The 23,053-nt window shown below is 66.0% G+C and carries 22 protein-coding genes; 13 read left to right on the top strand and 9 right to left on the bottom strand.

Going from position 1 to position 23,053, the window contains the following annotated elements; genetic code table 11:
* Positions 1–12: 12 nt before the first annotated feature.
* Complete coding sequence (locus V5F84_RS04330; protein ID WP_394045157.1) at positions 13–1,329, bottom strand: MFS transporter; 1,317 nt, start codon at positions 1,327–1,329, stop codon at positions 13–15.
* 187 nt (positions 1,330–1,516) lie between these two features.
* Between V5F84_RS04330 and cyoA the strand changes: the two genes are divergently transcribed.
* From cyoA to V5F84_RS04290, 8 genes are all read left to right on the top strand, one after another.
* On the top strand, positions 1,517–2,710 hold the full coding sequence (gene cyoA, locus V5F84_RS04325; protein ID WP_394045155.1) for a ubiquinol oxidase subunit II: 1,194 nt from the start codon (positions 1,517–1,519) through the stop codon (positions 2,708–2,710).
* Between the two features lie 11 nt (positions 2,711–2,721).
* On the top strand, positions 2,722–4,761 hold the full coding sequence (gene cyoB, locus V5F84_RS04320) for a cytochrome o ubiquinol oxidase subunit I (RefSeq protein ID WP_394045153.1): 2,040 nt from the start codon (positions 2,722–2,724) through the stop codon (positions 4,759–4,761).
* Positions 4,758–5,387: a cytochrome o ubiquinol oxidase subunit III gene (gene cyoC, locus V5F84_RS04315; protein WP_394045151.1), complete on the top strand. Its 630-nt coding sequence runs from the start codon at positions 4,758–4,760 to the stop codon at positions 5,385–5,387. The genes cyoB and cyoC overlap by 4 nt, the downstream gene beginning before the upstream one ends.
* On the top strand, positions 5,384–5,782 hold the full coding sequence (cyoD, locus tag V5F84_RS04310; protein WP_394045149.1) for a cytochrome o ubiquinol oxidase subunit IV: 399 nt from the start codon (positions 5,384–5,386) through the stop codon (positions 5,780–5,782). Before cyoC ends, cyoD begins: the two co-directional genes overlap by 4 nt.
* Complete coding sequence (locus V5F84_RS04305; RefSeq protein WP_394045147.1) at positions 5,779–6,552, top strand: SURF1 family protein; 774 nt, start codon at positions 5,779–5,781, stop codon at positions 6,550–6,552. The genes cyoD and V5F84_RS04305 overlap by 4 nt, the downstream gene beginning before the upstream one ends.
* A gap of 33 nt (positions 6,553–6,585) precedes the next feature.
* Complete coding sequence (locus V5F84_RS04300; protein ID WP_394045145.1) at positions 6,586–7,875, top strand: ATP-binding protein; 1,290 nt, start codon at positions 6,586–6,588, stop codon at positions 7,873–7,875.
* Entirely contained in the window at positions 7,865–8,398 is a 534-nt protein-coding gene (locus V5F84_RS04295; RefSeq protein ID WP_394045143.1) for a response regulator transcription factor, read from the top strand. Before V5F84_RS04300 ends, V5F84_RS04295 begins: the two co-directional genes overlap by 11 nt.
* A 313-nt stretch (positions 8,399–8,711) precedes the next feature.
* Complete coding sequence (locus tag V5F84_RS04290) at positions 8,712–9,842, top strand: polysaccharide deacetylase family protein (protein ID WP_394045141.1); 1,131 nt, start codon at positions 8,712–8,714, stop codon at positions 9,840–9,842.
* Between the two features lie 131 nt (positions 9,843–9,973).
* Here the strand turns inward: V5F84_RS04290 and V5F84_RS04285 are convergent, their stop codons facing one another.
* Positions 9,974–10,495, bottom strand: coding sequence for a MarR family winged helix-turn-helix transcriptional regulator (locus V5F84_RS04285; RefSeq protein ID WP_394045139.1), 522 nt, complete (start codon positions 10,493–10,495; stop codon positions 9,974–9,976).
* A 94-nt stretch (positions 10,496–10,589) separates the two neighbouring features.
* Here V5F84_RS04285 and V5F84_RS04280 point away from each other — a divergent pair, with 94 nt between their 5' ends.
* The 4 genes from V5F84_RS04280 to V5F84_RS04265 are packed head-to-tail and all read left to right on the top strand — an operon-like array spanning position 10,590 to position 14,751.
* Positions 10,590–11,357, top strand: a complete 768-nt coding sequence (locus V5F84_RS04280; protein WP_394045137.1) for an ABC transporter ATP-binding protein — start codon at positions 10,590–10,592, stop codon at positions 11,355–11,357.
* A complete protein-coding gene (locus tag V5F84_RS04275) occupies positions 11,350–12,231 on the top strand; it encodes an ABC transporter permease (RefSeq protein WP_394045135.1) in 882 nt (293 codons plus the stop codon). Before V5F84_RS04280 ends, V5F84_RS04275 begins: the two co-directional genes overlap by 8 nt.
* A gap of 18 nt (positions 12,232–12,249) precedes the next feature.
* Positions 12,250–13,251 carry an ABC transporter substrate-binding protein gene (locus V5F84_RS04270; RefSeq protein ID WP_394045133.1) on the top strand — a complete coding sequence of 334 codons (1,002 nt, stop codon included), beginning with the start codon at positions 12,250–12,252 and terminating at the stop codon, positions 13,249–13,251.
* A gap of 3 nt (positions 13,252–13,254) precedes the next feature.
* Positions 13,255–14,751 (top strand): chlorohydrolase family protein, encoded by a 1,497-nt coding sequence (locus V5F84_RS04265; RefSeq protein ID WP_394045131.1) that lies wholly within the window; start codon positions 13,255–13,257, stop codon positions 14,749–14,751.
* A gap of 181 nt (positions 14,752–14,932) precedes the next feature.
* Here the strand turns inward: V5F84_RS04265 and V5F84_RS04260 are convergent, their stop codons facing one another.
* Positions 14,933–15,562, bottom strand: coding sequence for a DUF1028 domain-containing protein (locus tag V5F84_RS04260; protein ID WP_394045129.1), 630 nt, complete (start codon positions 15,560–15,562; stop codon positions 14,933–14,935).
* A 10-nt stretch (positions 15,563–15,572) separates the two neighbouring features.
* Complete coding sequence (locus tag V5F84_RS04255) at positions 15,573–16,268, bottom strand: DUF1028 domain-containing protein (protein ID WP_394045127.1); 696 nt, start codon at positions 16,266–16,268, stop codon at positions 15,573–15,575.
* Between the two features lie 172 nt (positions 16,269–16,440).
* Here V5F84_RS04255 and V5F84_RS04250 point away from each other — a divergent pair, with 172 nt between their 5' ends.
* Positions 16,441–17,094 (top strand): helix-turn-helix domain-containing protein, encoded by a 654-nt coding sequence (locus V5F84_RS04250; RefSeq protein ID WP_394045125.1) that lies wholly within the window; start codon positions 16,441–16,443, stop codon positions 17,092–17,094.
* A 32-nt stretch (positions 17,095–17,126) separates the two neighbouring features.
* Here the strand turns inward: V5F84_RS04250 and V5F84_RS04245 are convergent, their stop codons facing one another.
* From V5F84_RS04245 to V5F84_RS04225, 5 genes are all read right to left on the bottom strand, one after another.
* Positions 17,127–18,182, bottom strand: a complete 1,056-nt coding sequence (locus V5F84_RS04245) for an ABC transporter ATP-binding protein (protein ID WP_394045123.1) — start codon at positions 18,180–18,182, stop codon at positions 17,127–17,129.
* A gap of 20 nt (positions 18,183–18,202) precedes the next feature.
* Positions 18,203–19,219 carry an ABC transporter ATP-binding protein gene (locus tag V5F84_RS04240; RefSeq protein WP_394045247.1) on the bottom strand — a complete coding sequence of 339 codons (1,017 nt, stop codon included), beginning with the start codon at positions 19,217–19,219 and terminating at the stop codon, positions 18,203–18,205.
* Positions 19,220–19,251: 32 nt separating this feature from the next.
* Positions 19,252–20,133, bottom strand: a complete 882-nt coding sequence (locus V5F84_RS04235) for an ABC transporter permease (protein ID WP_394045121.1) — start codon at positions 20,131–20,133, stop codon at positions 19,252–19,254.
* Positions 20,130–21,068 carry an ABC transporter permease gene (locus V5F84_RS04230; protein WP_394045119.1) on the bottom strand — a complete coding sequence of 313 codons (939 nt, stop codon included), beginning with the start codon at positions 21,066–21,068 and terminating at the stop codon, positions 20,130–20,132. Before V5F84_RS04230 ends, V5F84_RS04235 begins: the two co-directional genes overlap by 4 nt.
* A 133-nt stretch (positions 21,069–21,201) precedes the next feature.
* Positions 21,202–22,629: an ABC transporter substrate-binding protein gene (locus tag V5F84_RS04225; protein ID WP_394045117.1), complete on the bottom strand. Its 1,428-nt coding sequence runs from the start codon at positions 22,627–22,629 to the stop codon at positions 21,202–21,204.
* Between the last annotated feature and the right edge of the window lie 424 nt (positions 22,630–23,053).

Raw genomic sequence — 23,053 nt, 5'->3', positions numbered from 1 at the left:
GGCGGAGGCGGTTCAGCCGCCGCCGAGTTCCAGCTTCTTGTTCCACTGCAACGCCAGCAGCGTGCAGATGGCGCCGGAGAGCAGATAGGCGCCGGCCGAGATCAGGCCGAAGCTGCTGGACAGGGCGAGCGCCACCAGCGGCGCGAAGCCGGCGCCGAACAGCCAGGCGAAATCATTGGTCAAGGCCGACGCCGTATAGCGATAATTGCGCGCGAAATTGGATGCCACCGCGCCCGACGCCTGGCCGAAGGACAGGCCGAGCAGCACGAAGCCGAGCACCATGAACGCGGTTTCGCCGACCACGCCGCCGTTCAGCAATTGCGGCGCGAAACCGCTGAAAACCGCAATGGCGGCGGCCGTGGCGCCGAGCAGGTTGCGGCGCCCCACCCGGTCCGCCACGAAGCCCGAGGCGACGATCGCGCCGATGCCGAACACCGCGCCGACGATCTCGATCACCAGGAAGCGCGCCGGCCCCTCGCTTGTGAACAGATACACCCAGGAGAGCGGGAAAACCGTGACCATATGGAACAGCGCGAAGGTGGCGAGGGGGGCGAAGGCACCCACGATGATGCCGTGCTTTTCCGCCCGCACCGTTTCCGTCACCGTCGCCGGCCGAAGCTCGCCGCGCTGGAACAGCTCGGTATATTCCGGCGTCACCGCCATGCGCAGGCGGGCGAACAGCGCCACGACGTTGATCGCGAAGGCGACGAAGAAGGGATAGCGCCAGCCCCAGCTGAAAAAATCCTCCGGGGAGAGATTGGCGACGAAGAAGGCGAACAGGCCGTTGGCGACGATCAAGCCCAGGGGCGCGCCCAATTGCGGGATCATCGCATACCAGCCGCGCCGCTCGGGCGGGGCGTTCATCGCCAGCAGCGGGGCGAGGCCATCCCAGGTGCCGCCCCAGGACAGGCCCTGTCCGATGCGGCACGCCGCGAGCACGAACGCGGAGGCCGAGCCGATCTGCTCATAGCCCGGCAAAAAGGCGATGGCGACGGTGGAGGTGCCGAGCAGAAACAGGGCGATGGTGAGCTTCGCGCCGCGCCCGTGGGCCCGGTCTATGGCCATGAAGAGTGCAGTGCCGAAAGGCCGCGCAATGAACGCGAGCGCAAAAATGGCGAAGGAATAGAGGGTTCCCGTCAGGGCATCCACATAGGGAAACACCAGCTTCGGAAAGACCAGCACCGCCGCCGTTGCGTAAACGAAGAAATCGAAGAACTCAGAGGTTCGGCCGATGATGACCCCGATGGCAATCTCGCCGGGGTCCACGTCGCCATGGCCGGCATTGATCTGCCTCGCGTCCCGTTCAATCGTCGATGACGCATTCGCCATGATCTTCGCACCAATATGAAGTTGCTTTTCATACGCCAGTCCCGCCCCGCTGGGAAGCAGCCTGCCGCAGGCTTCCTTATTCCCTCGCGAGTGTGCGTTGCGGCATTGGGCAAATTGTCCAATGTCGTTCGTGTTGCAGCGCAGCTAGCGATGCACCGAGCCCACCACGTGCGTGACAGGTGCTGTATTGAGTCGCTTCCGCGTCCTCGCCTTGCTGCCGCTCATGGCCTTCCTGAGCGGGTGTAACTTTACCGTGCTGCATCCGGCGGGCGATGTGGCCTGGCAGCAGCGCGACCTGGTCATCATCTCCACCGTGCTGATGCTCGTCATCATCATTCCGGTGATGGCCCTCACCGTGCTGTTCGCCTGGCGCTACCGCCAGTCCAATACCGAGGCGCGGTACGAGCCGGAATGGCATCATTCCACGCACCTAGAACTGGTGATCTGGGCGGCGCCGCTGCTCATCATCATCTGCCTCGGCGCGCTCACCTGGATGGGAACGCATCTTCTCGACCCCTACCGGCCCATCGAGCGCATCGCCGAGGACCGGCCGGTGCCTGCGAACGCGCAAGCGCTCGAGGTGGAAGTGGTGGCGCTCGACTGGAAGTGGCTGTTCATCTATCCGCAATACGGCATCGCGACGGTGAACGAGCTGGCGGCGCCGGTGGATCGCCCGATCTCCTTCCGCATCACCGCTTCCTCGGTGATGAACTCCTTCTATATCCCCGCGCTGGCCGGGCAGATTTATGCCATGCCGGGCATGCAGACGAAGCTGCACGCGGTGATCAACGAGGCCGGGTCCTATCGCGGCTTTTCCGCCAATTACAGCGGCGCCGGCTTCTCCGGCATGCATTTCCGCTTCCTTGGCCAATCTCCGGCCGATTTCGACGCCTGGGTGACGAGCGCCAAGGCCGCCGGCGGCGATCTGACGCGCGCGGCCTATCTGGAGCTCGAAAAGCCGAGCCAGAACGTGCCCGTGACCCGCTTCGCTGAGGTCGATCCGGCCCTGTTCAAGGCCATCCTCAATCTGTGCGTCGAGCCCGGCAAGATGTGCATGAGCGACATGATGGCCCTCGATGCCAAGGGCGGGCTCGGCATGGCCGGCGTCAACAACGTGCTGCCGCTCACTTATGACAAGTTCGCCCGGCGCGGCACCGTGTTCGGCGGCGCCCCCGCGATGGTGGTCGGCATCTGCGCGCCGGAGGATCTCGCCGCGCCCGCCACCGACGTCGGCGCATTCGCGCCCCGCGAGTCCGCGCCCCGCGCGGGCACCGGCCCCGCACGCATTCTCGGAGCGGGCCTTCCCGCGCCCTCCTTCACGCCCATCAGCGCCCCGGCGGACCTTCTCGCGCCCGCCGCCCGCCGGCCCTCAAACTCCTGACGCGAGACGCCATGTCTGCATCCGCCGTGTCTCAATCCGCCGTGTCCGCATTCTCCACGCCCGTGAGTCCGATCTTCGGGCGGCTGACGCTGGAAAGCTTTCCGTTCCATGAGCCGATCCTGGTGGCGACCTTCGCCGCCGTAGCCCTGGGCGGCCTCGTGGTGTTCGGCGCGCTCACCTATTTCCGCCTCTGGGGCTATCTCTGGAGGGAATGGTTCACCAGCGTGGACCATAAGAAGATCGGCATCATGTACATGGTGCTGGGCATCATCATGCTGCTGCGCGGCTTCGCCGACGCGATCATGATGCGCCTTCAGCAGGCCCTGGCCTTCGGCGGATCGGACGGCTACCTGCCGGCGCACCATTACGACCAGGTGTTCACCGCCCACGGTGTCATCATGATCTTCTTCGTCGCCATGCCGCTGGTGACCGGGCTGATGAACTATGTGGTGCCCTTGCAAATCGGCGCGCGCGACGTCTCGTTCCCGTTCCTGAACAATTTCAGCTTCTGGATGACCGTGGGCGGCGCGATCCTCGTGATGATGTCGCTGTTCGTCGGCGAATTCGCCAAGACCGGCTGGCTCGCCTATCCCCCGCTCTCCGGCATTTCCTACAGTCCGGACGTGGGCGTGGATTATTACATCTGGGCGCTACAGGTGGCGGGCGTCGGCACGACATTGTCCGGCATCAACCTCATATGCACGATCGTGAAGATGCGCGCGCCGGGCATGACCTTGATGAAGATGCCGATCTTCACCTGGACCTCGCTGTGCACCAACGCGCTGATCGTCGCCTCCTTCCCGATCCTCACCGCCGTTCTGGCGCTGCTGGCGCTGGACCGCTATTTCGGCATGAACTTCTTCACCAACGACTTCGGCGGCAGCCCGATGTTGTACGTGAACCTGATCTGGATCTGGGGGCACCCGGAGGTGTACATCCTGATCCTGCCGGCGTTCGGCGTGTTCTCGGAGGTGGCCTCCACCTTCTCCGGCAAGCGCCTGTTCGGCTATACCTCCATGGTGTACGCGACGGTGGTCATCACGATCCTGTCCTACCTCGTGTGGCTGCATCACTTCTTCACCATGGGCTCGGGCGCGAGCGTGAATTCCTTCTTCGGAATCACGACCATGATCATCTCGATCCCGACCGGCGCAAAGATCTTCAACTGGCTGTTCACCATGTACCGGGGGCGCATCAAGTTCGAGCTGCCCATGATGTATACGGTGGCCTTCATGCTCACCTTCGTGATCGGCGGAATGACGGGCGTGCTGCTCGCCGTGCCGCCGGCCGACTTCGTGCTGCACAACTCGCTGTTCCTGATCGCCCATTTCCACAACGTCATCATCGGCGGCGTGGTGTTCGGCATGTTCGCCGGCATCGCCTATTGGTGGCCGAAGGCGTTCGGCTTCAAGCTGGACCCGTTCTGGGGCAAGATGTCGTTCTGGTTCTGGGTGGTGGGCTTCTACTTCGCCTTCATGCCGCTCTACGTGCTGGGCCTGATGGGCGTGACCCGCCGCCTGCGGGTGTTCGACGATCCCTCCCTGCAGATCTGGTTCATCATCGCCGCCTTCGGCGCGTTCCTGATCCTGCTGGGCATCCTCTCCTTCCTGGTGCAGATCGGCGTCAGCATCCTGAAGCGCGAGCAGCTGCGCGACACCACGGGCGACCCGTGGAACGGGCGCACCCTTGAATGGGCGACCTCCTCCCCGCCGCCGGACTATAATTTCGCCTTCACGCCGGTGATCCACGACGGCGATGCCTGGTGGGACATGAAGCAGCGCGGCTACAAGCGCCCGCTGGAGGGGTTCAAGCCGATCCACATGCCGCGCAACACGCCGACCGGGATCCTGCTCGCCGGATGTGCCGTGGCGCTCGGATTTGCCCTGATCTGGTACATCTGGTGGCTGGCGGCGGTGAGCTTCGTGGCCCTGCTGGGCATCGCCATCGCCCACACCTTCAACTATAATCGCGACTTCTCCATTCCCGCTGAAGACGTGATCCGGACCGAGGACGAGCGCACCCGCCTCCTCGCCGCGCAGGTGACGCCATGACGCTCGCAACGACCGCGCAGGGCGCAGACGCGCCGATCTTCTACGAAGCCGACGAGCACGCCCATCCGGACGGGGGCAGCACGGCCCTCGGCTTCTGGATCTATCTGATGAGCGACTGCCTCATCTTCGCGATGCTGTTCGCCACCTATGGCGTGCTGGGGGGAAATTTCGCGGCGGGGCCGGGGCCGAAGGATCTCTTCGACCTCAATCTCGTCGCGCTCAACACCACCATGCTGCTGTTTTCCTCCATCACCTATGGCTTCGCCATGCTGGCGATGGCGCGCGGGCGGATCGGGCAGGTGCAGGTGTGGCTGGTGGTCACGGCCCTGTTCGGCCTGGCGTTCCTGTCCATCGAGCTGTTCGAGTTCTCCCACATGATCCACGAGGGCGCGACCCCGCAGCGCAGCGCCTTCCTCTCCGCCTTCTTCACCCTCGTCGGCACCCACGGCCTGCACGTGACCTTCGGCTTGATCTGGCTGGTGACGCTGATGGTGCAGGTGGGCCAACGCGGCCTGATCCCCGCCAACCGCCGCCGGCTCATGTGCCTCAGCATGTTCTGGCATTTCCTGGACGTGGTCTGGATCGGCGTCTTCACCTTTGTCTATCTGATGGGAATGCTGCGATGACCGCGCAAGCGCACCACGAACCGGGCGCCGCCGCAGATCACGGCCACGGCGCGGATCACTCCGACGATCACGCGCATGGCTCGCTGGCGAGCTATGGGATCGGCTTCGGCCTGTCCGTCGTCCTCACCGCCATCCCCTTCTGGCTGGTGATGAGCGGCGCGCTCGGCAACAACCAGTTGACCGCGATCGCCATCACCGCGTTCGCGGCGATTCAGATCGTCGTGCACATGATCTTCTTCCTGCACATGAACACGCGGGTGGAAGGCGGATGGAGCATGATGGCGCTGATGTTCACGATCATCATCGTGGTCATCGCGCTCAGCGGTTCCTTGTGGGTCATGTACCATCTCAATGCGAACATGATGCCGGTCCACGACATGCGTCAGATGCCGTGACCCTGGAGGCCGGCGCGAAGGAGCGATCGGCGGTGCCCCGGCAGGAGATTGGCGAGCGGGACCCGGGTTACGGAACGACAGCGGTTCCCCATCCTCCCCGCTCCCAGACCGCACGCCTCCTGGCGCGGCTTCTGGCGGTGGCGCTGAGCGCGCTTCTGGTCGGCCTCGGGATCTGGCAATTGGAGCGGCGGGCCTGGAAGCTCGAACTGATCGCGCGTGTCGATGCCCGCGTCCATGCGCCGCCGGCCGCGGCGCCGCCGCCCCAGGCCTGGAAGACGATTTCGGCGGCCAGCGACGAATATCGCCGCGTCCGCGTCACCGGCACCTTCCTCAACGACCGAGAAACCCTCGTAAAAGCCGTGACGGAGCGAGGCGGCGGATTCTGGGTGGTCACGCCCCTGAAGACGGTCGAGGGCTTCACGGTGCTGGTGAACCGCGGCTTCGTGCCGGCGGAGGACGCGCGGGCGGCCCGCGTGACGCCGGACCCCTCCGTGGTCACCGGTCTCGTGCGCATGAGCGAGCCGAAGGGCGGATTCCTGCGCGCCAACGATCCGGCGGCCGATCGCTGGTACTCGCGCGACGTTCCCGCGATCGCCCAAAGCCGCGGCATCGTCGAGGCCGCGCCCTATTTCATCGATGCGGAAGCCGGCGGCGGCACGGGCCCGCAAGGCGGGTTGACGATCATCGACTTTCCGAACAATCACCTGATCTATGCGCTGACCTGGTTCGGATTGGCGGTCATGGTGACGGCCGGGCTCGTCTTCATCTGAGGACCCCGGAACGAAGGGCATTCGGTCAGCAACATGACGGCCTCGATCCGCGATACGGCCAACAAGCAAAACCTCCTGCTGCTGATCCAATTGCGCTGGCTTGCCGTGATCGGGCAGGTGGTGACGATCCTCATCGTCAAGTTCTGGTTCAACATCCACCTGCCGCTCGCGGAACTGACGGCGGTGATGTTGTTCCTGATCGGGCTCAATCTCGTCAGCGTCCTGCGCCATCTCCGATCGGAGGCGGTGACCAATACCGAGCTGTTTCTCGAACTGGTGCTGGACGTGGCGGCGCTGACGGCCCAGCTCTATCTCAGCGGGGGCGCCGCCAATCCCTTCATTTCCCTGTACCTGTTGCAGATCACCCTGGGGGCGGTGCTGCTGGAGGCATGGTCCACCTGGGTGCTCGTGGCGATGGCCTGCGGCGGCTATCTGTGGCTGACCACCACCTACCGCAAGCTGGAGCTGGCGATCCACGAACCGCATCTTCGCCTGTTCGATCTCCATATTCAGGGCATGTTCGTCTGCTTCCTGCTGGCGGCATGCCTGCTGGTGCTGTTCATCACCCGCATCAATTTCAATCTGCGCGCGCGGGACGCCCATCTGGCGGACCTGCGCCAGAAATCGGCGGAGGAAGACCATATCGTGCGGTTGAGCCTGCTGGCCTCCGGCGCCGCCCATGAGCTCGGCACGCCGCTCGCCACCCTGTCGGTGATCCTGAACGACTGGCGCCGGATCGAGGCCTTCAAGTCCGACCCGGACCTTGCGGACGAGCTCGACGAGATGCAAAGCCAGCTGGATCGCTGCAAGACCATCGTTTCCCATATCCTGATGTCGTCGGGGGAGGCGCGCGGGGAAGGCACGGTGCGCACCACCGCCAGCGCCTTCTTCGACGAACTGGTGGAGGAATGGCGCTCCAGCCGCTCCCCGCCCCGGCTGGATTACCGCAACGCCGTGGTTTCGGATGCGGCGATCATTTCCGACCCGGCGCTGAAGCAGGTGATCTTCAATATTTTCGACAATGCGCTGGAGGCCTCGCCGAACTGGGTCGGGGTGACGGTGCTTCAACGGGGCAACGAATTCTTGATCGCGGTGCGCGATGCCGGGCCCGGATTCGGGGCGGACATGCTGGCGGAGTTCGGCAAGCCCTATCGATCCAGCAAGAACCGGCCGGGCGGCGGGCTCGGCCTCTTCCTGGTGGTGAATGTCGTGCGCAAGCTCGGGGGCAGCGTGACCGCGCAGAACGATCCGGAGGGGGGCGCGGCCGTCACCGTAACATTGCCGCTGTCGGCGCTCTCGCTTGGAGTAAGCGATGGACGATAAGCGCGTCTTGCTGATCGTGGAGGACGACGACGCGTTCGCGAAGGCGTTGCGCCGCTCGTTCGAGCGACGCGACTATGAGGTCCATGTCAGCGATCGCCTCGAAGGCGTCCAGGCGCTTCTGGCGACGCGCTCGCCCGGCTATGCGGTGGTCGATCTCAAGCTCGCCGGCGGGTCCGGGCTCGAATGCGTGAAAGCGCTGCATCACCGCGATTGCGAGATGCGGATCGTCGTGCTCACCGGCTTCGCCAGCATCGCGACCGCAGTGGAGGCCATCAAGCTCGGGGCCTGCCATTATCTCGCCAAGCCCGCCAATACGGACGACATCGAGGCCGCGTTCGACAAGGTGGACGGCGATGCCTCCATCGCCGTCAGCGCGCGCCCCACGTCCTTGAAGAATCTCGAGTGGGAGCGCATCCACGAAACCCTGGTCGAGACCGATTTCAACATTTCCGAAGCCGCCCGGCGGCTCGGCATGCACCGCCGCACGCTGGCGCGAAAGCTTGAGAAAAAGCGCGTGCCTTAGCGGCGCTCACCCGACACGGACGCGCAAGAGACCCACGCCCCTTGCATGCCAGAGCGGCGCCATGACGCAGCGTCCGCTGCGTCCCAAAGGCGCCGCAGCGCCCGCGCCGGGCCGCATGGAATCAGGAAAAAGCGCGTATTTGCAATGAGGATCATCCCTCCCGCCCAAGCCGCGCGCCGGCTGAGCTTTCGCGCCGGAAAGCGCGCAACGCCGGGCGCGAGCCGCTCGCGCCCCTTGCGCTTCACGATTTATCCACACAAGAAGAGCCACATTGGGCTAGGATAAAGATCTTCCAACTTAGAAAGTCGGCGCCGTGAAACGGCTTTTGGCATTGTCCGCACTTGTTGCTACTGGCGCGCTGGGTCTCGGATTCGCCGCCAGCCAGATGCTCACGTCCGCGCCTGCGGCCCAGGCGGCGGCGTCCGTTGCGGCCTCGGCGCCCACCATCACGGGCTCGATCGCCTCGCCCGCGTCGAACGCGCTTCCCCCGCTGCCGCAAGCCACCGCGCCCGCCGCAGCGACGGTGGTCGCGCAGGCCCACGCGACGCTGCCGGCCCTGCCGCCGATCCAGCCGGTCGGCGCCCCGGCTGCGGCCGGTGCTCCGCAAGGGCTGCCCGCCCTGCCGGGCAGCCTCCTGCCGGGTGGCGCTGCGCCTGCGGCGACCGCCCCCGTTTTCGCACCCGCAGCGCCGGTGCCTCCGCCCTCCTCCTATCGCTCGATGGAAGTGGACGGCCCCTATATCGCCATCACGTTCGACGACGGCCCCAATCCGGAAACGACGCCGAAGCTGCTGAAAATCCTCGAGGCGCGGAACATCAAGGCGACGTTCTTCATGCTCGGTACCAATGCCGCGGCCTATCCGGACGTGGTGCGCGCCGTCGCGGCAGGCGGCAACGAGATTGGCAACCATTCCTGGAACCATCCGCAGCTGCCGAAGCTGACCGTCGCCGCCGCGGACAAGCAGATCGAGGATACATCCGCGGCGATCGAAGCGTCGACCGGCAAGAAGCCGCTGTATGTGCGCCCGCCCTACGGCGCCATGACGCCCGCGCTCCAGCAGCACCTGGTGCAGAAGTACGGCGTCACGATGATCTTCTGGTCGGTGGACCCGCTGGACTGGAAGATCCGCGATGCCCAGAGCATCTATGATCAGGTCATGAAGCAGGTGCGCCCGGGCGCCATCATCCTGGCGCACGACATCCACGCCACCACCGTGGCGGCGATGCCGCGCGTGCTCGATGCGCTGATTGCGAAGGGCTACAAGTTCGTCACGGTCTCGGAACTGATCGCGATGAACAAGCCGGGGGCACCCAAGGTGGTCGCCGCCCTCGCGCCGGCGGCGCCGAAAAAGAAGACGCGGCCCGCCCCCAAGCCCGGCGCGGCGCAGGCGGCTCCCTCCAGCGGCGCGCGCAACGTCAACAATGTGAACGTCGGCCTCTATTGAGACGCTGGCTGCGGCATCCGTCCTTGGGCGGGGCCGCAGCACCCGTCTGCGCCACGGCGCGCCTGACGCTGTCTGCCCGACCCGCCGGATCGGGATCGGGGCAAAGCTAAAAACCAGTCAGCATCTGCCCATTATTCAGGCAGAGCCGGGCCCCAGCGCAGCGGCGCGCGCCCGTGCGCATTGTCGGATTCGACCAGCTTCTTCAGATAGGACATGAAAAGCCGGCGCTCCTCGTCCGAGAGCGCGGCAAGGGTGCGCCGATGCGCGGCGGCAGTCAAAGGCGCGATCCGGTGCAGCAGCGCGCGCCCCTCCTCGGTCAGCTGAACCAGCTTCAACCGCTTGTCTTCGCTGCTGTCTCCCCGTTCCACCAGGCCTCGTGCCGCGAGCCGGCGGATCACCTGACCCACGGTGGCGCGATCGACACCGATCATGGCGGCGAGGCCCGCCTGGTCCAGGCCCTGCCGACGCGCCAGGACGGTGAGAATACTGGATTGCACCGGCGTCACGTTCAGCCCTGAGCAGGCATCGTAGAACATGGCGAGGTGAATCTGATGCAGGCGGCGGATGAGAAATCCCGGCCGCTCGGTCAATTCGGCATCCGTTTCCGCCTGCTGCGCCAGCGCCGCATCGGCCTCCCCCGCCTTGGTCGTCATCGAATCCCTCACGCTCGCCTGCGATTGTTCTGGCACAAAAATTGCTTTTAGTCAGCATATGATAAGTGCACTTACGAATAGGGGCTGACCTCTGATGCAAGCGCAGCTCCAGATCGATGACGTCACCATCAGATACCGCACCCGACGCAGCGAGGTGACGGCCGCCTATCGGGTCAGTTTCGACGTCTATCGGGGCGAGCGCACGGTTCTGCTCGGCCCGTCCGGGTGCGGCAAGTCGAGCTTGCTGAAGGCGGTCGGCGGATTCATTCGCCCGCTCTCCGGCGACATCCGCCTGAACGGCCGCGCCATCACCGGGCCCGGCCCCGACCGCATGATGGTGTTCCAGGAATTCGACCAATTGCTCCCGTGGAAGTCGGTGCTGGGCAATGTGGCCTTCGCCCTGCGCAAGGGCGCCGGCCTTGCCGCCGACGCGGCGAAGGCCCGCGCGTTGGAGGCGATCGAAGCGGTGCGGCTCACCGCCTTTCGCGATGCCTATCCCCATGAACTCTCCGGCGGCATGAAGCAGCGCGTCGCCATTGCCCGCGCCATGGCGATGCAGCCCGAATTGCTGCTGATGGACGAGCCCTTCGCCGCGCTCGACGCCCTCACCCGCCAGCAGATGCAGGAGGAATTGATCCGCCTGTGGCGCGAGATCGGCTTCAGCCTCCTGTTCGTCACCCATTCCATCGACGAGGCGATCCTGGTGGGCAGCCGCATCATCGTCCTCTCTCCCCACCCCGGCCGCGTGCGCGCGGAAATCGATTGCCGCGACATCACCGCGGCGGATCGCGGCGGCGAGCGGTTCGAGGCCATGCGTCGGCGCATCGACGCCCTCCTGTTCGGAGACCGCACCCATGCCTGAGCTACGGCGCCCCATCGAGCCGCCGGCGCGGCCGGACATCGAGAATGTGGTCCTACCCCCGCTGCCGAACGACATGCCGGTGGCCCGCGAACTGCCGCTGTGGCGGCGCGTCCTCGATCATGCGCCGGTCCGCCGCCTGCTGGTGGTGATCGCGTTCGCGGCGATCTGGGAGGCGTACGGGCGCTACCTCAACGACCCGCTCCTGGTGCCGACCTTTTCGCAGACGCTTGGAGCGCTGGTCGATTCCTGCCTCAGCGGCGAATTGCCGGCGCGGGTGTGGTCCAGCCTGCGGGTGCTGGCGAGCGGCTATGCGCTCGGCGTCGCCTGCGCCGCGGTGCTGACGACGCTTGCGGTCACGGTGCCCGGCGGCGGCGACGTTCTGGGCACCATGACCGTCATGTTCAACCCCCTGCCCGCCATCGCCCTGCTGCCGCTCGCCCTGATCTGGTTCGGCATCGGCAATTTCAGCCTGGTGTTCGTGATCACCCATTCGGTGCTGTGGGCGGTGGCGCTGAACACCCACACCGGCTTTCTCGCCGTGCCGCAGACCCAGCGCATGGCGGGCCGCAATCTCGGCCTGCACGGCGTGGGCCTCGTGGCGCACATCCTCGTGCCGTCGGCGGTGCCATCCATCCTCACCGGATTGCGCATCGGCTGGGCCTTCGCCTGGCGCACGCTGATCGCCGCCGAACTGGTGTTCGGCGTCTCCTCCCATTCCGGCGGTCTCGGCTGGTTCATCTACCAGAGCCGCGCCGAGATGGACACGGCCAACGTCTTCGCCGGCCTGATGACCATCATCCTGATCGGCCTGTTCTTCGAGGGCGTGGTGTTCCGCACCGCCGAAAACCTCACCGTCCGCCGCTGGGGCATGTGACCACAAAGGGGAAAGCTGATGAAGCGAATATTGGCGAGTGCATTGCTGGTAGCCGCCATGGCGCTGCCGGCCCGTGCCGAGGTGCAGACGCTGCGCATCGGCGTGCAATTCGGCCTCGGCTATCTGCCGGTCTACGTCATGCGCGACGCCGGACTGCTGGACGCGGAGCTGAAGAAGGCCGGCCTCCCGCCGGTGCCGGTGGACATCCATAATTTCACCGGCGCACCCGATATCGGCGACGGCCTGCTCTCCGGCTCGCTGGACATCGGCGGCGGCGGCATCACCGCCATGATGGTCGCTTGGGACAAGACCAAGAGCGCCGGCGAGCGGTCCATGCGCGGCATCGTCGCGCTCTCGGCCATGCCGTACGAGCTTTTGACCAACAATCCGGACATGAAGACGCTCGCCGACATCACCGCCAAGGATCGCATCGGCCTGCCGGCGGTGAAGGTCTCGTTCCCGGCGGTGATGCTCCAGATCGCCGCCGAGCGGCAGTTCGGCGCGGGCCAGCACGACCGCCTCAACGCCATGACGGTCGCCCTTGCCGGACCCGAGGGCGCGACCGCCCTGCTGACCAATAACGGCGTCGTGGACGGCTACACCTTCGCCGCGCCCTTCATCCAGCAATTGCGCGGCAAGCCGGGCATTCACAAGGTCTGGTCCAGCACCGACGTGTTCGGCACGCCGACCACGGCCCTCGCCACCTGGACCACCGAGCGCTTCCGCGCCCAGAACCCGAAGACCTACGCCGCCTTCTTCGCCGCCATGCATGAAGCCAACCGCTTCATCGCCGAGCATCCCGACCAGGCGGCCGCGATCTATCTGAAGGCGGAGCAGTCCAAACTGCCGCTCGACCTCGTCGTCGACTGCATCAAGGACCCGTCCATGGCCTACAACACGGCCCCCCAGAACAGCGGCGCACTCTCGGACTTCCTCGCCCGTATCGGCACGTTGAAGCAGCGCCCCGCGAGCTGGAAGGACCTGTTTTTTCCTGAAGTCACCAGCGAACAAGGAAGCTGATCGATGGGCGAGAAACGCTCCCGCATGACCTGCGGCTGGCTCGTGGGGCATGACGGCACGGGCCACACGCTGTGGAAAGACGCCGAGCTGGTCTGGGAGGGCAATACCATCCTGTTCGCCGGGACAGGCTTCGAAGGGCACGTGGACGAGGAGATGGACGCCCGCGACCGTCTCGTCGTGCCCGGCTTCATCGATACGCACGTGCATTCGGGCCATCGCGCCTCGCACCGGCTGATCAGCGACATCGGCCGGCCGGACTATTTCGGCCAGCCGTTCCTGGAAATCAGCGTCGCGCGGGAAGGCACCCGCGTCGGCGGTGACGTGCGCTATGTGCGGCCCGACGACAAGGCCGCATCCGAGGCGCTGACGCTGAACGCCCGCTTCACCGCCGCCGAGCTGCTGCGCAACGGCATAACCACCTTCGTCGAGTTCGGCAGCCAGCTGAAGGTGCAGGAAGCCCTGCTCGAGGAGATCGGCACGATCGGTAACCGGGCCTATCTCGGCCCCGGCTTCGACAGCGGCCGCTGGATCGGCGGGGAGAATGGAAAGCTCGTCCGCGTCATCGACGAGGCGGCGGGAGAGCGGGAATTCGAGCTCGCCCTCGACTTCATCGCCCGCAATGACGGCGCCCATGACGGGCGGGTGCGCGGCATCCTCGTGCCGCGCGAAATCGAAACCTGCACCGTGGACCTCATGCGCAAGGCGGCCATCGCCGCGCGTGAACGCAATTTGCCGGTCGCGATCCATGCCGCCTACAATATCCACGAAGTGTTCGACATCATCCGCGAACATCAGATGACGTCGATCGAGCTTCTGGAGCATGTGGGGCTGATGTCCCCCACGCTGAACATCGGCCACGGCAATTTCACCGCCGACAATCCGCTTGCGAACTATTCCGGATCGCACGACCTGGAGATCATGGGCCGCCACCACTGCTCCATTTCCCATTGTCCGGTGAACGTGGCGCGGCGCGGGCGCTTCCTGAACAGCTGGCAATCCTATCGCAAGGCCGGGGTGAACATCGCGCTCGGAACCGACACCTATCCGCGCGACATGATCCTGCAAATGCGCAACGCCTCCTACATGGGCAAGATCGCCAGCCATAACCTGAAGGCGGCCACCGCGGCCGAGGTGTTCTCGGCCGCGACGCTGGGCGGCGCCCATTCGGTGGGACGCGGGGATCTCGGGCGGCTTGCGCCCGGCGCGAAGGCCGACATCGTCACCATCGATCTCACCGGCCGCGACAGCCTGCGCTACGGGCCGGTGCGCGATCCCATCAAGAGCCTCGTGGATTGCGGCATCGGCGACGATGTGGACACGGTGATCGTCGACGGCATCGTGCGCATGGAAGGCGGCCGGATTCCGGGCATCTCCTTCGCCGATCTGCGCGGGGCGGCGCAGGCCGCGGGCGAACGGGTGTGGGCGCACTGGCAGGACTGGGACCCGCACGGCCGCACCGCCGAGGAAATGAGCCCCCTGAGCTTCCCGAAGAAAAACTGACCGGGGCTGCCGCGCGCGGCGCAGGGGCGCGGCAAGCGGGACGCCCGCGTCCGCCCCGATCGGACCAGGGGGATTTGAGCAGGCGACGCGGGACCCCCGCGTCGCCGTTTTCGTCGAACGCCCACCCGGCGCCCTCACCCCCGAGGCAGCCGCGCCGCGGGCGATGATATCGGGTCAGGCGCTATTCGGCCTGCTCGGCGAGGAATTCCGAATAGATGTGACGCAGGTGATGGACGGCCGAGGTGTGGACATCCACCCGCAGATCCAGCAGCGGCGTATAGCTGGGATCGATGATCCGGACCCAGGCGGACCGTTCCGTGACATGGCCGGAGACCCCGACCTGGCCGCCCGCGTCCCGCCCGCCCTCGATGGCCTGAAGCAGGCGTTCCGCCAGGTCCTCGCCGGGCTCCGCCTGGAATCCCGCGACGATGCCGTCGATCACCTGCGGGCCCACGAGGATATTGCCGAATGCGGCGAAATCCTCGCCCGTGCGATGTCCCGCCCAAGGCCGGGCCATACTGCCCGTATGCATGGCAACGGCCCCGTCGGGCGTGACGATTCCCATCTGCCGGTATTCGAAATCCGGATCATTCTCGGCGACCAACTCCATCGCCTTGCGGGGGCCGAAGCCGAGTTGCAGGATGTTCAAGACCAGCGGATCATTGGAGCGCTTGGGAAAAGCCTGCGTGCGGCTGACGCCGACACCGGGCCGCGCCCCTTCGTTGCGTGCCCCGCAGGCCAGGGAAAAGGTTGCCGAGGCGACGCCAAGCTGGCCCGTGCGCGCGCATCTCGCGACGATTGAATAGGTCATTTCGCGCTCCTCAATCGGCCGTGGCGGCCAGCGTGGCCATGAAAGCTTCCTGCGGCGGCGTCTGGCGGGGGTTCTCGCTCCGCAGCCGGTAGAAGGCTTCATAGGGCTTGTAGAAATCGAACATCACCCGCAGCTCCGCGACGGCGCCCTCCTGCAAATCAATGCGCAGGTCCAGTTCGGAATGGACGCCGGCGCCGTGCACCACCAGAGCGGCCGAGCGCTCCGCGGGGCCGGCGAGACCACCGGCGGCAGAACCCGCTTCCAGGGCCGCCAGCAACCGCACGTCGAAGTCCGAACCGCCCCCTGCGGCAAAGGAATCCGCCATGGCCTTGATGACCCCCGCGCCCGCGAGGCCTTCGCCCGAGGCGATGAAGCCCGCGCCCGCGACGAACCCCGACCAGGGGTCCGTGCCGGAGGCCTCCCAGACGGCGGTGCGCGCCGATGCATCAATCAAGGCCACTTGCCGCGTCAGGTGCGAGCGCTCCTCGACCCCGCTGAGCGCGATCGCAGCCGATGGCGGAACGCCTTGCTCCAGCAGCTTGAAGAGCGTGCGGGTGGTCAGGTCGTCTCGCTTGCCGAGGCGGACGAGCGCGCCGACCTTGCCAACCAGATGGACTTGTGTGAAGCCGACGGCAATGGACCGGCTGGCGATGGCAATGCCGACGCGGCCGGTCGCCGGGCAGGCTGCAATGATGCTGTAGGTCACCGGAAACTCCAGAAGTGTGGCGCGAGACATGCGCCGAGCTGGTTTTTGGATAGATAAGTTCATGCAAAATAATGATTATTTTGGACATTCCCTTCATTTTTATGTTTGATGTTGTAATGGACGGGCACAGCTGCATAAAAGGCGATATAATTTGCGGGTGTGGAGAGAGGGCATGAGTTCCATCGGCAAGACAGCGGGTCGCGACGACGAGAACAGCGCGGCCGGCGAAGCCGGGGGACTGGCGCATGCCGAAGAAGACCGTCGCATCGGCTCCCGCATTCGCATCCTGCGCAAGGAGCGCAAGCTCTCCATCGAGCGCCTCTCCGAGGAGAGCGGCCTTTCGGTGGGCATGCTGAGCCAGCTGGAACGCGGCCTCACCACCCCCTCGGTGCGCTCGCTGCGGGTGCTCGGCGCGGCGCTGGATGTGCCCATTTCCTGGTTCTTCACGCCCACCCACAGCGACGATCCCGCAGAATCCGGATACATCGTCCGACGCGGATCGCGCGGCGCGCTCACCTTGACGCCGAGCGGCATCTACAAGGAATTGCTGACCCCCGAGGGCCCGGGACTGATCGAGCTGTACGAGCTTTCGGTGAAGCCCGGCGGCACGTCCGGTTCCGAATTCTACAGCCATCGCGGCGAGAAGGCCGGCGTCGTGATCGCCGGCACCTTGCGGCTCTGGCTCGACAACGAGCCGCACATCCTCAACGAGGGCGACAGCTTCCGCTTTCCCAGCGAGATCGCCCACCGGTTCGAAAACCAGGGCGGCGGGTCGGCGCGGGTCATCTGGGTGGTGGCCAGCGTCAAGAACGAACCGCAGACCTGAGGCCGGCATCGGATCCGGCAGGCGGTGCCGGGTCATGCCGCGGGTGGCGACATGCGGGCGATGATATCCGCCATATAGGCGGGCATCTCGCGTTCCTGCGTCAGGCCCCGATCGAAAGGGGCAAGCTTGCGCCAATGATGGCAGGCGACCGCGCTCGCCGCCGGTCCGTCGCCCTCTTCCAGCACCGGAACTTCGGCCACGCAGCGGTCGTCCGCATAGGCGCAGCGGGGGGCGAACTTGCACCCTGAAAGCTCCGCCGTGGGATTGGGCAATTCCCCCCGCAGGGCGATGCGGGAGCGCGGCACGTCCGGGTCCGCCACCGGGATCGCCGACAGCAGCGCCTGCGTATAGGGATGGAGCGGCCGCTCGAACACGCTTTCGGTCGGGCCGATCTCCACCAGCCGTCCCAGATACATGACCGCCACCCGGTGCGAGATATGGCGCACCACCGAGAGGTCGTGAGAGATGAACAGGTAGGAGAAGCCGAACTGATGTTGCAGGTCCTGCAGCAGGTTCAGCACCTGGGCGCGCACCGAGACATCCAGCGCCGACACCGGCTCGTCGCACACGATCAGCTGCGGTTCGCACGCCAGCGCCCGGGCAATGCCGATGCGCTGGCGCTGGCCGCCGCTGAATTCGTGCGGATAGCGCCCGCCCTGAGCCGTCGTGAGCCCCACGCACTCCAGCAATTGGGCCACCCGCGCGGCGACCGCGTCGGCCGGCACGATGCGATGCAGCTTGAGCGGCTCCGCCAGGGTCTCGTGCACCGTCATGCGCGGATTGAGGGAGGAATAGGGATCCTGGAAGATGATCTGGAACTTCCTCCGCAGCCGGTTCAGATGCCGGGCGGACAGACGCGACAGGTCGGTGCCCTGGAATTGCACCTTGCCGCCGGTGGGCGTGTCCAGCGCCATGATCATGCGCGCGAGGGTGGACTTGCCGCAGCCGCTTTCACCCACCAGCGCCAGGGTCTCCCCGATGGCGATGTCGAACGATACGCCATCCACCGCCTTCACGGCGGCGGACCCGCGCATGGCGTAATGCCGGACGAGATCCTGGACCTGAAGAATGGGGGCTTCGTCTTGCATGGTCGGATGTCCTTGCGGCCTCAATCCAGCGGCGCGAGCCAGCAGGCGGAACGATGGCGCCCGCGCACCGCAGCGAGCGGCGGCGCGTCCGAAACGCAGCGCTCCGTGCTCAGGGGACAGCGGGGATGGAAGCAGCAGCCCGACGGCGGCGCCATGAGGTTCGGCACGGTGCCGGGAATGATCGAGAGGCGCCCCTGGCGCTCGGTGATCTTCGGGAGCGAGCCGAGCAGGCCGATCGTGTAGGGGTGCTGCGGATTGTTGAAGATGCTCGCCACCGGCCCGGCTTCCACCACCCGCCCGGCGTACATCACCATCACGTCGTCGGCCATTTCCGCCACCACGCCGAGATCGTGCGTGATCAGCATGAGGCCCATGGCGTGGCTGTCCCGCAACTGGCGGAACAGCTCCAGGATCTGCGCCTGGACGGTCACGTCGAGCGCCGTCGTGGGCTCGTCCGCGATCAACAGCTTCGGCCGGCAGATCAGGGCCATGGCGATGACGACCCGCTGGCGCATGCCGCCGGACAATTCGTGCGGATAGGTATCGATGCGCCGCTCCGGATCGGGGATTCCAACTTCGCGCAAGGCGGCGACGACGCGGCTGCGCGCTTCCTGCCGCCCGCAGCGCTCGTGGGCCAGTAGCGCCTCCATGATCTGGTCGCCGATGGTGTAGACGGGATTGAGCGCCGTCATCGGCTCCTGGAAGACGATGCTCACCTCGCGCCCGCGCACCGCGTGCATCTGGGTCTCGGTGAGCGCGGTCAGGTCGCGGCCGAGCAAGGTGATGTTGCCGGCGTCGATGCGGCCTTGCGGCTTCGGCAGCAGGCGCATCACCGAGAGTGAGGTGATGCTCTTGCCGCAGCCGGATTCGCCGACGATGCAAAGCGTGCGCCCGGCCCGCACCTCGAACGAGACGTCGTTCACCACCGTCATGCGGCCGCGTTCGGTGGCGATCGAGGTGCGCAGGCGGTTGACCCGCAGCAGCGGCTCCTCGGCGCCGGCGGGCTGCGGGAAGAGGGCTGTGGTCTCGGATGCCATGCGCGCGGCGTTCAGGTTCGGATCGACCATGTTCATTGCTGGACCTTCGGGTCGAAGATGTCGCGCGCGGCATCGCCGAGAACGTTGAGCACGAGCACGATCAGGAAAAGCGCAAAGCACGGCACAAGGGCCACGTGCGGCGCGGTGAAGAGCAGCGAACGCCCCTGGCTCACCATCGTGCCGAGCTCCGCGCTGGGCGGCGGCGCGCCGAGGCCGAGGAAGCTCAGCGACGCCCCGAGCAGGATCACCTGCCCGAATCTCAAGGTCACATAGACCAGCACGGAGGTGGCGCAATTGCGCAGCACGTACCGGCGCAGGATCGCGAGATCCCCGAGCCCGAGCGCGCGTGCCGCAATGAGATAATCCTGGTTCACCACCCCCAGCGCCGCCGCCCGCGCCACCCGCGCCACCGGCGGCACCGTGGAAATCGCAAGCGCGAAGATGATGCCCCAGGTGCCGGGTCCCCAGATGCCCGCGATGGCGAGGCCGAGCAGGATCGCCGGGAACGAGAGCAGCACGTCCATGGCGCGCATGAGGAGGGTATCGGCGCGCCGGTAATAGGCCGCGCACACGCCGATCAGCGTGCCCGTGATCCCGCCCAGGAACAGGCTGGTGAAGCCCGAAGCCAGCGTGAGGCGGATGCCGAACAGCACCCGGGCCACCAGGTCGCGGCCCTGCTCGTCGCAGCCGAACCAGTGCACCGCGTCGGGCGGCATGTTGCGCAGGCGCAGATTGGTCCGGTACGGATCGAACGGCGTGACGAACGGCGCGAACACGGCCGCCAGCACGATGACGATCAGCAGCACCAGCATGACGAGCGCGATCTTGTCCCGCAGCAGGCGCCGCAGGAGCTGGCGGCTGCGCGAGGCGTCCGCCGGCGCCAGGGCCGGGAGCGCGGCGTTCTGATCGGTCATTGCCGCATCCTCGGATCGAGCCAGGAGTAGAGAAGATCGACCATCAGGTTGATGATGATGAAGGAGAGCGCGAGCATCAGGATCGTGCCCTGCGCCATGGGGAAGTCGCTGGAGGTGATCGCGGTCACCGCGAGGCGGCCGATGCCGGGCCATGCGAAAATGGTCTCGGTAACCACCGCGCCGCCCAGCAGATAGCCGGCCTGGAGCCCGATGAGCGTGATCACCGGAATCAGGGCGGTGCGCAGGGCATGCTTCAGCACCACACGCGTCTCGCCCAGCCCCTTGGCGCGGGCGGTGCGGATGAAATCCAGGCCCAGCACGTCCAGCATCGAGGTGCGCGTCATGCGGGCGATGGGGCCGATGAGGATGGAGCCGAGCGAGACCGCGGGCAGCACCATGGGGGCCAGCCCATCCCAGGTCCACAGCGGCCCGCCCCGCCCCTGGAACGGAAGCAGGCCCCATTGCAGCCCGAAATATTCGATGCCGAGCAGGGCGATCATGAAGCCGGGCATGGAAAGCCCGGCAACCGAAACCATCATCACCGTCCGGTCGATCCAACGCCCGCGCGTCACCGCGCCAAGCGTGCCCAAGCCGATGCCGATGGGGATCGCCACCAGCATGGCGCACAGCATCAATTCCGCGGTCGGCCCGATGGTGCGCAGCAGCTCGTCGATGACCGGAGACCGGTTGAGCACCGATTTGCCGAGGTCGCCCTGCAGCACGCGCCCGATATAGAGGGCGAACCGCTCCAGCACCGGCCGGTCGAGGCCGAGGTCGTGATGCAGGCCGGCGAGGATCTCCGGCGTCGCGCCTTCCCCCGCAATGATCGCCGCGGGATCGCTGGGCACCACCACCAGCAGCATGAAGCCGATGAACAGGACCCCGATCAACACCGGGATCGAGACCATCAGCCGTTTCACGATGACACGAAGCATGCCGGCCAATCCTCCGTCCGCCGCCGCGCTCCCTTTAGGGACCGCCTTGCGGGATCGACCGGGCGGCGCTGGCGGCCGCCCAGAGGTGAAATCGGTGTCCCCGCCGGCGCGCCGGCGGAGCGCGGGCCGCGGCTCAGAGCGGCTTCAGGTCGAGCCCCTTGTAGAGGCCCGCCGAGTAAAGGCTGTGCGGCTTCACTCCGGTGACCTTGGTCTTGTTGTAGATGATCAGCTCGCGCTCGTGGACGAGCGGGATCCACAGCGCCAGTTCGACGATCAGATGCTGGGCCTTCGAGAGATTCTTGAAGCGCTCTTCCTGGGTGAGCGCGGAGCGACCGGCCGCCAGAAGCTTTGTCAGCTCCACGGCCTGGTCCGGCACGTTCTTGAATGAAGAATAGTGCTGCTTGGCCGGAAAATACTTGCTGATGATATCGCTCATGGACGAATAGGAGGCAAACAGCGACCACATGTCGACGTCGTCCTGGCCGATCTTTCCGTAGCTGACCGTGGGCTCCCAGAGCTGGAGCTGAAGGTCGATCCCGACGTCGCGCATCATGCCCTGCACCGCTTCCAGCCGCTCGCGCCACACGGTGTTGTCCTGGCCCACCAGCACCGGGGCGAGCTTCTTTCCGTCCTTGTACCGGAAGCCGTCGGGCTTCTTCACCCAGCCCGCCTCGTCCAGCAGCTTGTTGGCGCCGTCGGGATCGAACTTCAGCAATTCCGGCTCGATCGACTTATCGTAATCGGGCGTGTTCGGCGCGGCGATGAAGTGCGCCGGGTCCGCCTCGCCATAATAGAAGGCCGAGGCGATGGCATCCTGGTCGACGGCCATGATCATCGCCCGCCGCACGCGGATATCCTGCATCAGGGGCCGGGCGATGCGGATGCCGATGAAGCCCATCCAGCCGAAGGCGCGCGGCTGCACGATGCCGATATTCTTGTTTGCGCGGGCTTTCCCGACCGCCGACCAGGGAAACACATTGGTGATGTCGCTGGTGCCGGACAGGATCGCGGCGACGGCGGTGTTTTCTTCCGGAACCACCTTCCAGACGATGCGCTCGGTGAGGGCGGGGCCCTTGTTGTCGTAGAATTCCGGCCCCCAATGATAGGTCGGGTGGCGTGTCAGGACGAGTTCATCCCCGGGGCGCCAGGAGGCCCAGCAGAACGGGCCGGTTCCGTTGAAGCCCCGCACGCCGAACCCGTCGCCGAGCTTCTTCACCGAATCCATGTCGATGATGCCCGCATAGGGGGCGCTGAGCTGTAGCAGAAGTTCGCTGAACGGCTCGGAAAGCACGAACTGCACTTCGTACTTGCCGGTGGCCTTCACCGATTGCACCGGGCCGATGTTCGCCACGGTGCTGGAATGGATTTCCGGCGACATCCAGCGCGCGAAGGTGGCCTCCACGTCGGCGGCGGTCATGGGCTTACCGTCGCAGAAGGTGACGTCGTCGCGCAGCACGAAATCGTAGGTCTTGCCGTCCGGCGACACGGTCCATGACTTCGCAAGCAGCGGATGTATGGTCTTCAGGTCATCCTCGATCGATACCAGCGTATCTGTCAGCATAAACAGGCCTTCGGCCGCGCCGCGATGCAGGATCTTATGGATGTCATAAGTCTGCGCATCATTCGTGCGCTGGATGATCAAGGACTTAGACTGCGCGAAAGACGGCGCTGGCAGACAGGTCAAAGGTGCCACAACCAGGGACAGCCCAAAGGCAAAGGCCGCAAACGACTTCATCCTCAACACCCCTCTGAGAGCCGGGCATTCGAAGCCCCGGGGGCACCGCCACGCGATGGCGGCAGCGCGACCTGCCCGCGATATCCGATCATCCTCCGGCGACGGCGACCCGGTGTCCCGGCCCTCCGCCGCCGATCGATATCTCTCGCCGGCTCGGCTCAATAATAATCTTCATAATTATGATGACAGGTCAAATTAATTATCATATTTATGAAATGCGCCTCGGACCTGATGCTTACGAAGCATCACG

This window comes from Roseixanthobacter liquoris, from assembly GCF_043195135.2.
Classification (GTDB): domain Bacteria; phylum Pseudomonadota; class Alphaproteobacteria; order Rhizobiales; family Xanthobacteraceae; genus NCEH01.
Note: the sequence above shows the minus strand (reverse complement) of the source record. Positions and strands in the feature narration are given on the sequence as shown.

What these genes read in the sequence shown, in the direction of transcription:
- V5F84_RS04225 (WP_394045117.1), bottom strand. Translation starts at nt 22,629, where the DNA reads ATGCTGACAGATACGCTGGTATCGATCGAGGATGACCTGAAGACCATA.
- V5F84_RS04300 (WP_394045145.1), top strand. Translation starts at nt 6,586, where the DNA reads ATGACGGCCTCGATCCGCGATACGGCCAACAAGCAAAACCTCCTGCTG.
- V5F84_RS04275 (WP_394045135.1), top strand. Translation starts at nt 11,350, where the DNA reads ATGCCTGAGCTACGGCGCCCCATCGAGCCGCCGGCGCGGCCGGACATC.
- cyoC (WP_394045151.1), top strand. Translation starts at nt 4,758, where the DNA reads ATGACGCTCGCAACGACCGCGCAGGGCGCAGACGCGCCGATCTTCTAC.
- V5F84_RS04295 (WP_394045143.1), top strand. Translation starts at nt 7,865, where the DNA reads ATGGACGATAAGCGCGTCTTGCTGATCGTGGAGGACGACGACGCGTTC.
- cyoD (WP_394045149.1), top strand. Translation starts at nt 5,384, where the DNA reads ATGACCGCGCAAGCGCACCACGAACCGGGCGCCGCCGCAGATCACGGC.
- V5F84_RS04240 (WP_394045247.1), bottom strand. Translation starts at nt 19,219, where the DNA reads ATGGCATCCGAGACCACAGCCCTCTTCCCGCAGCCCGCCGGCGCCGAG.
- V5F84_RS04265 (WP_394045131.1), top strand. Translation starts at nt 13,255, where the DNA reads ATGGGCGAGAAACGCTCCCGCATGACCTGCGGCTGGCTCGTGGGGCAT.
- V5F84_RS04285 (WP_394045139.1), bottom strand. Translation starts at nt 10,495, where the DNA reads ATGACGACCAAGGCGGGGGAGGCCGATGCGGCGCTGGCGCAGCAGGCG.
- V5F84_RS04260 (WP_394045129.1), bottom strand. Translation starts at nt 15,562, where the DNA reads ATGACCTATTCAATCGTCGCGAGATGCGCGCGCACGGGCCAGCTTGGC.
- V5F84_RS04270 (WP_394045133.1), top strand. Translation starts at nt 12,250, where the DNA reads ATGAAGCGAATATTGGCGAGTGCATTGCTGGTAGCCGCCATGGCGCTG.
- V5F84_RS04330 (WP_394045157.1), bottom strand. Translation starts at nt 1,329, where the DNA reads ATGGCGAATGCGTCATCGACGATTGAACGGGACGCGAGGCAGATCAAT.
- V5F84_RS04230 (WP_394045119.1), bottom strand. Translation starts at nt 21,068, where the DNA reads ATGCTTCGTGTCATCGTGAAACGGCTGATGGTCTCGATCCCGGTGTTG.
- V5F84_RS04235 (WP_394045121.1), bottom strand. Translation starts at nt 20,133, where the DNA reads ATGACCGATCAGAACGCCGCGCTCCCGGCCCTGGCGCCGGCGGACGCC.
- V5F84_RS04245 (WP_394045123.1), bottom strand. Translation starts at nt 18,182, where the DNA reads ATGCAAGACGAAGCCCCCATTCTTCAGGTCCAGGATCTCGTCCGGCAT.
- V5F84_RS04250 (WP_394045125.1), top strand. Translation starts at nt 16,441, where the DNA reads ATGAGTTCCATCGGCAAGACAGCGGGTCGCGACGACGAGAACAGCGCG.
- V5F84_RS04280 (WP_394045137.1), top strand. Translation starts at nt 10,590, where the DNA reads ATGCAAGCGCAGCTCCAGATCGATGACGTCACCATCAGATACCGCACC.
- cyoB (WP_394045153.1), top strand. Translation starts at nt 2,722, where the DNA reads ATGTCTGCATCCGCCGTGTCTCAATCCGCCGTGTCCGCATTCTCCACG.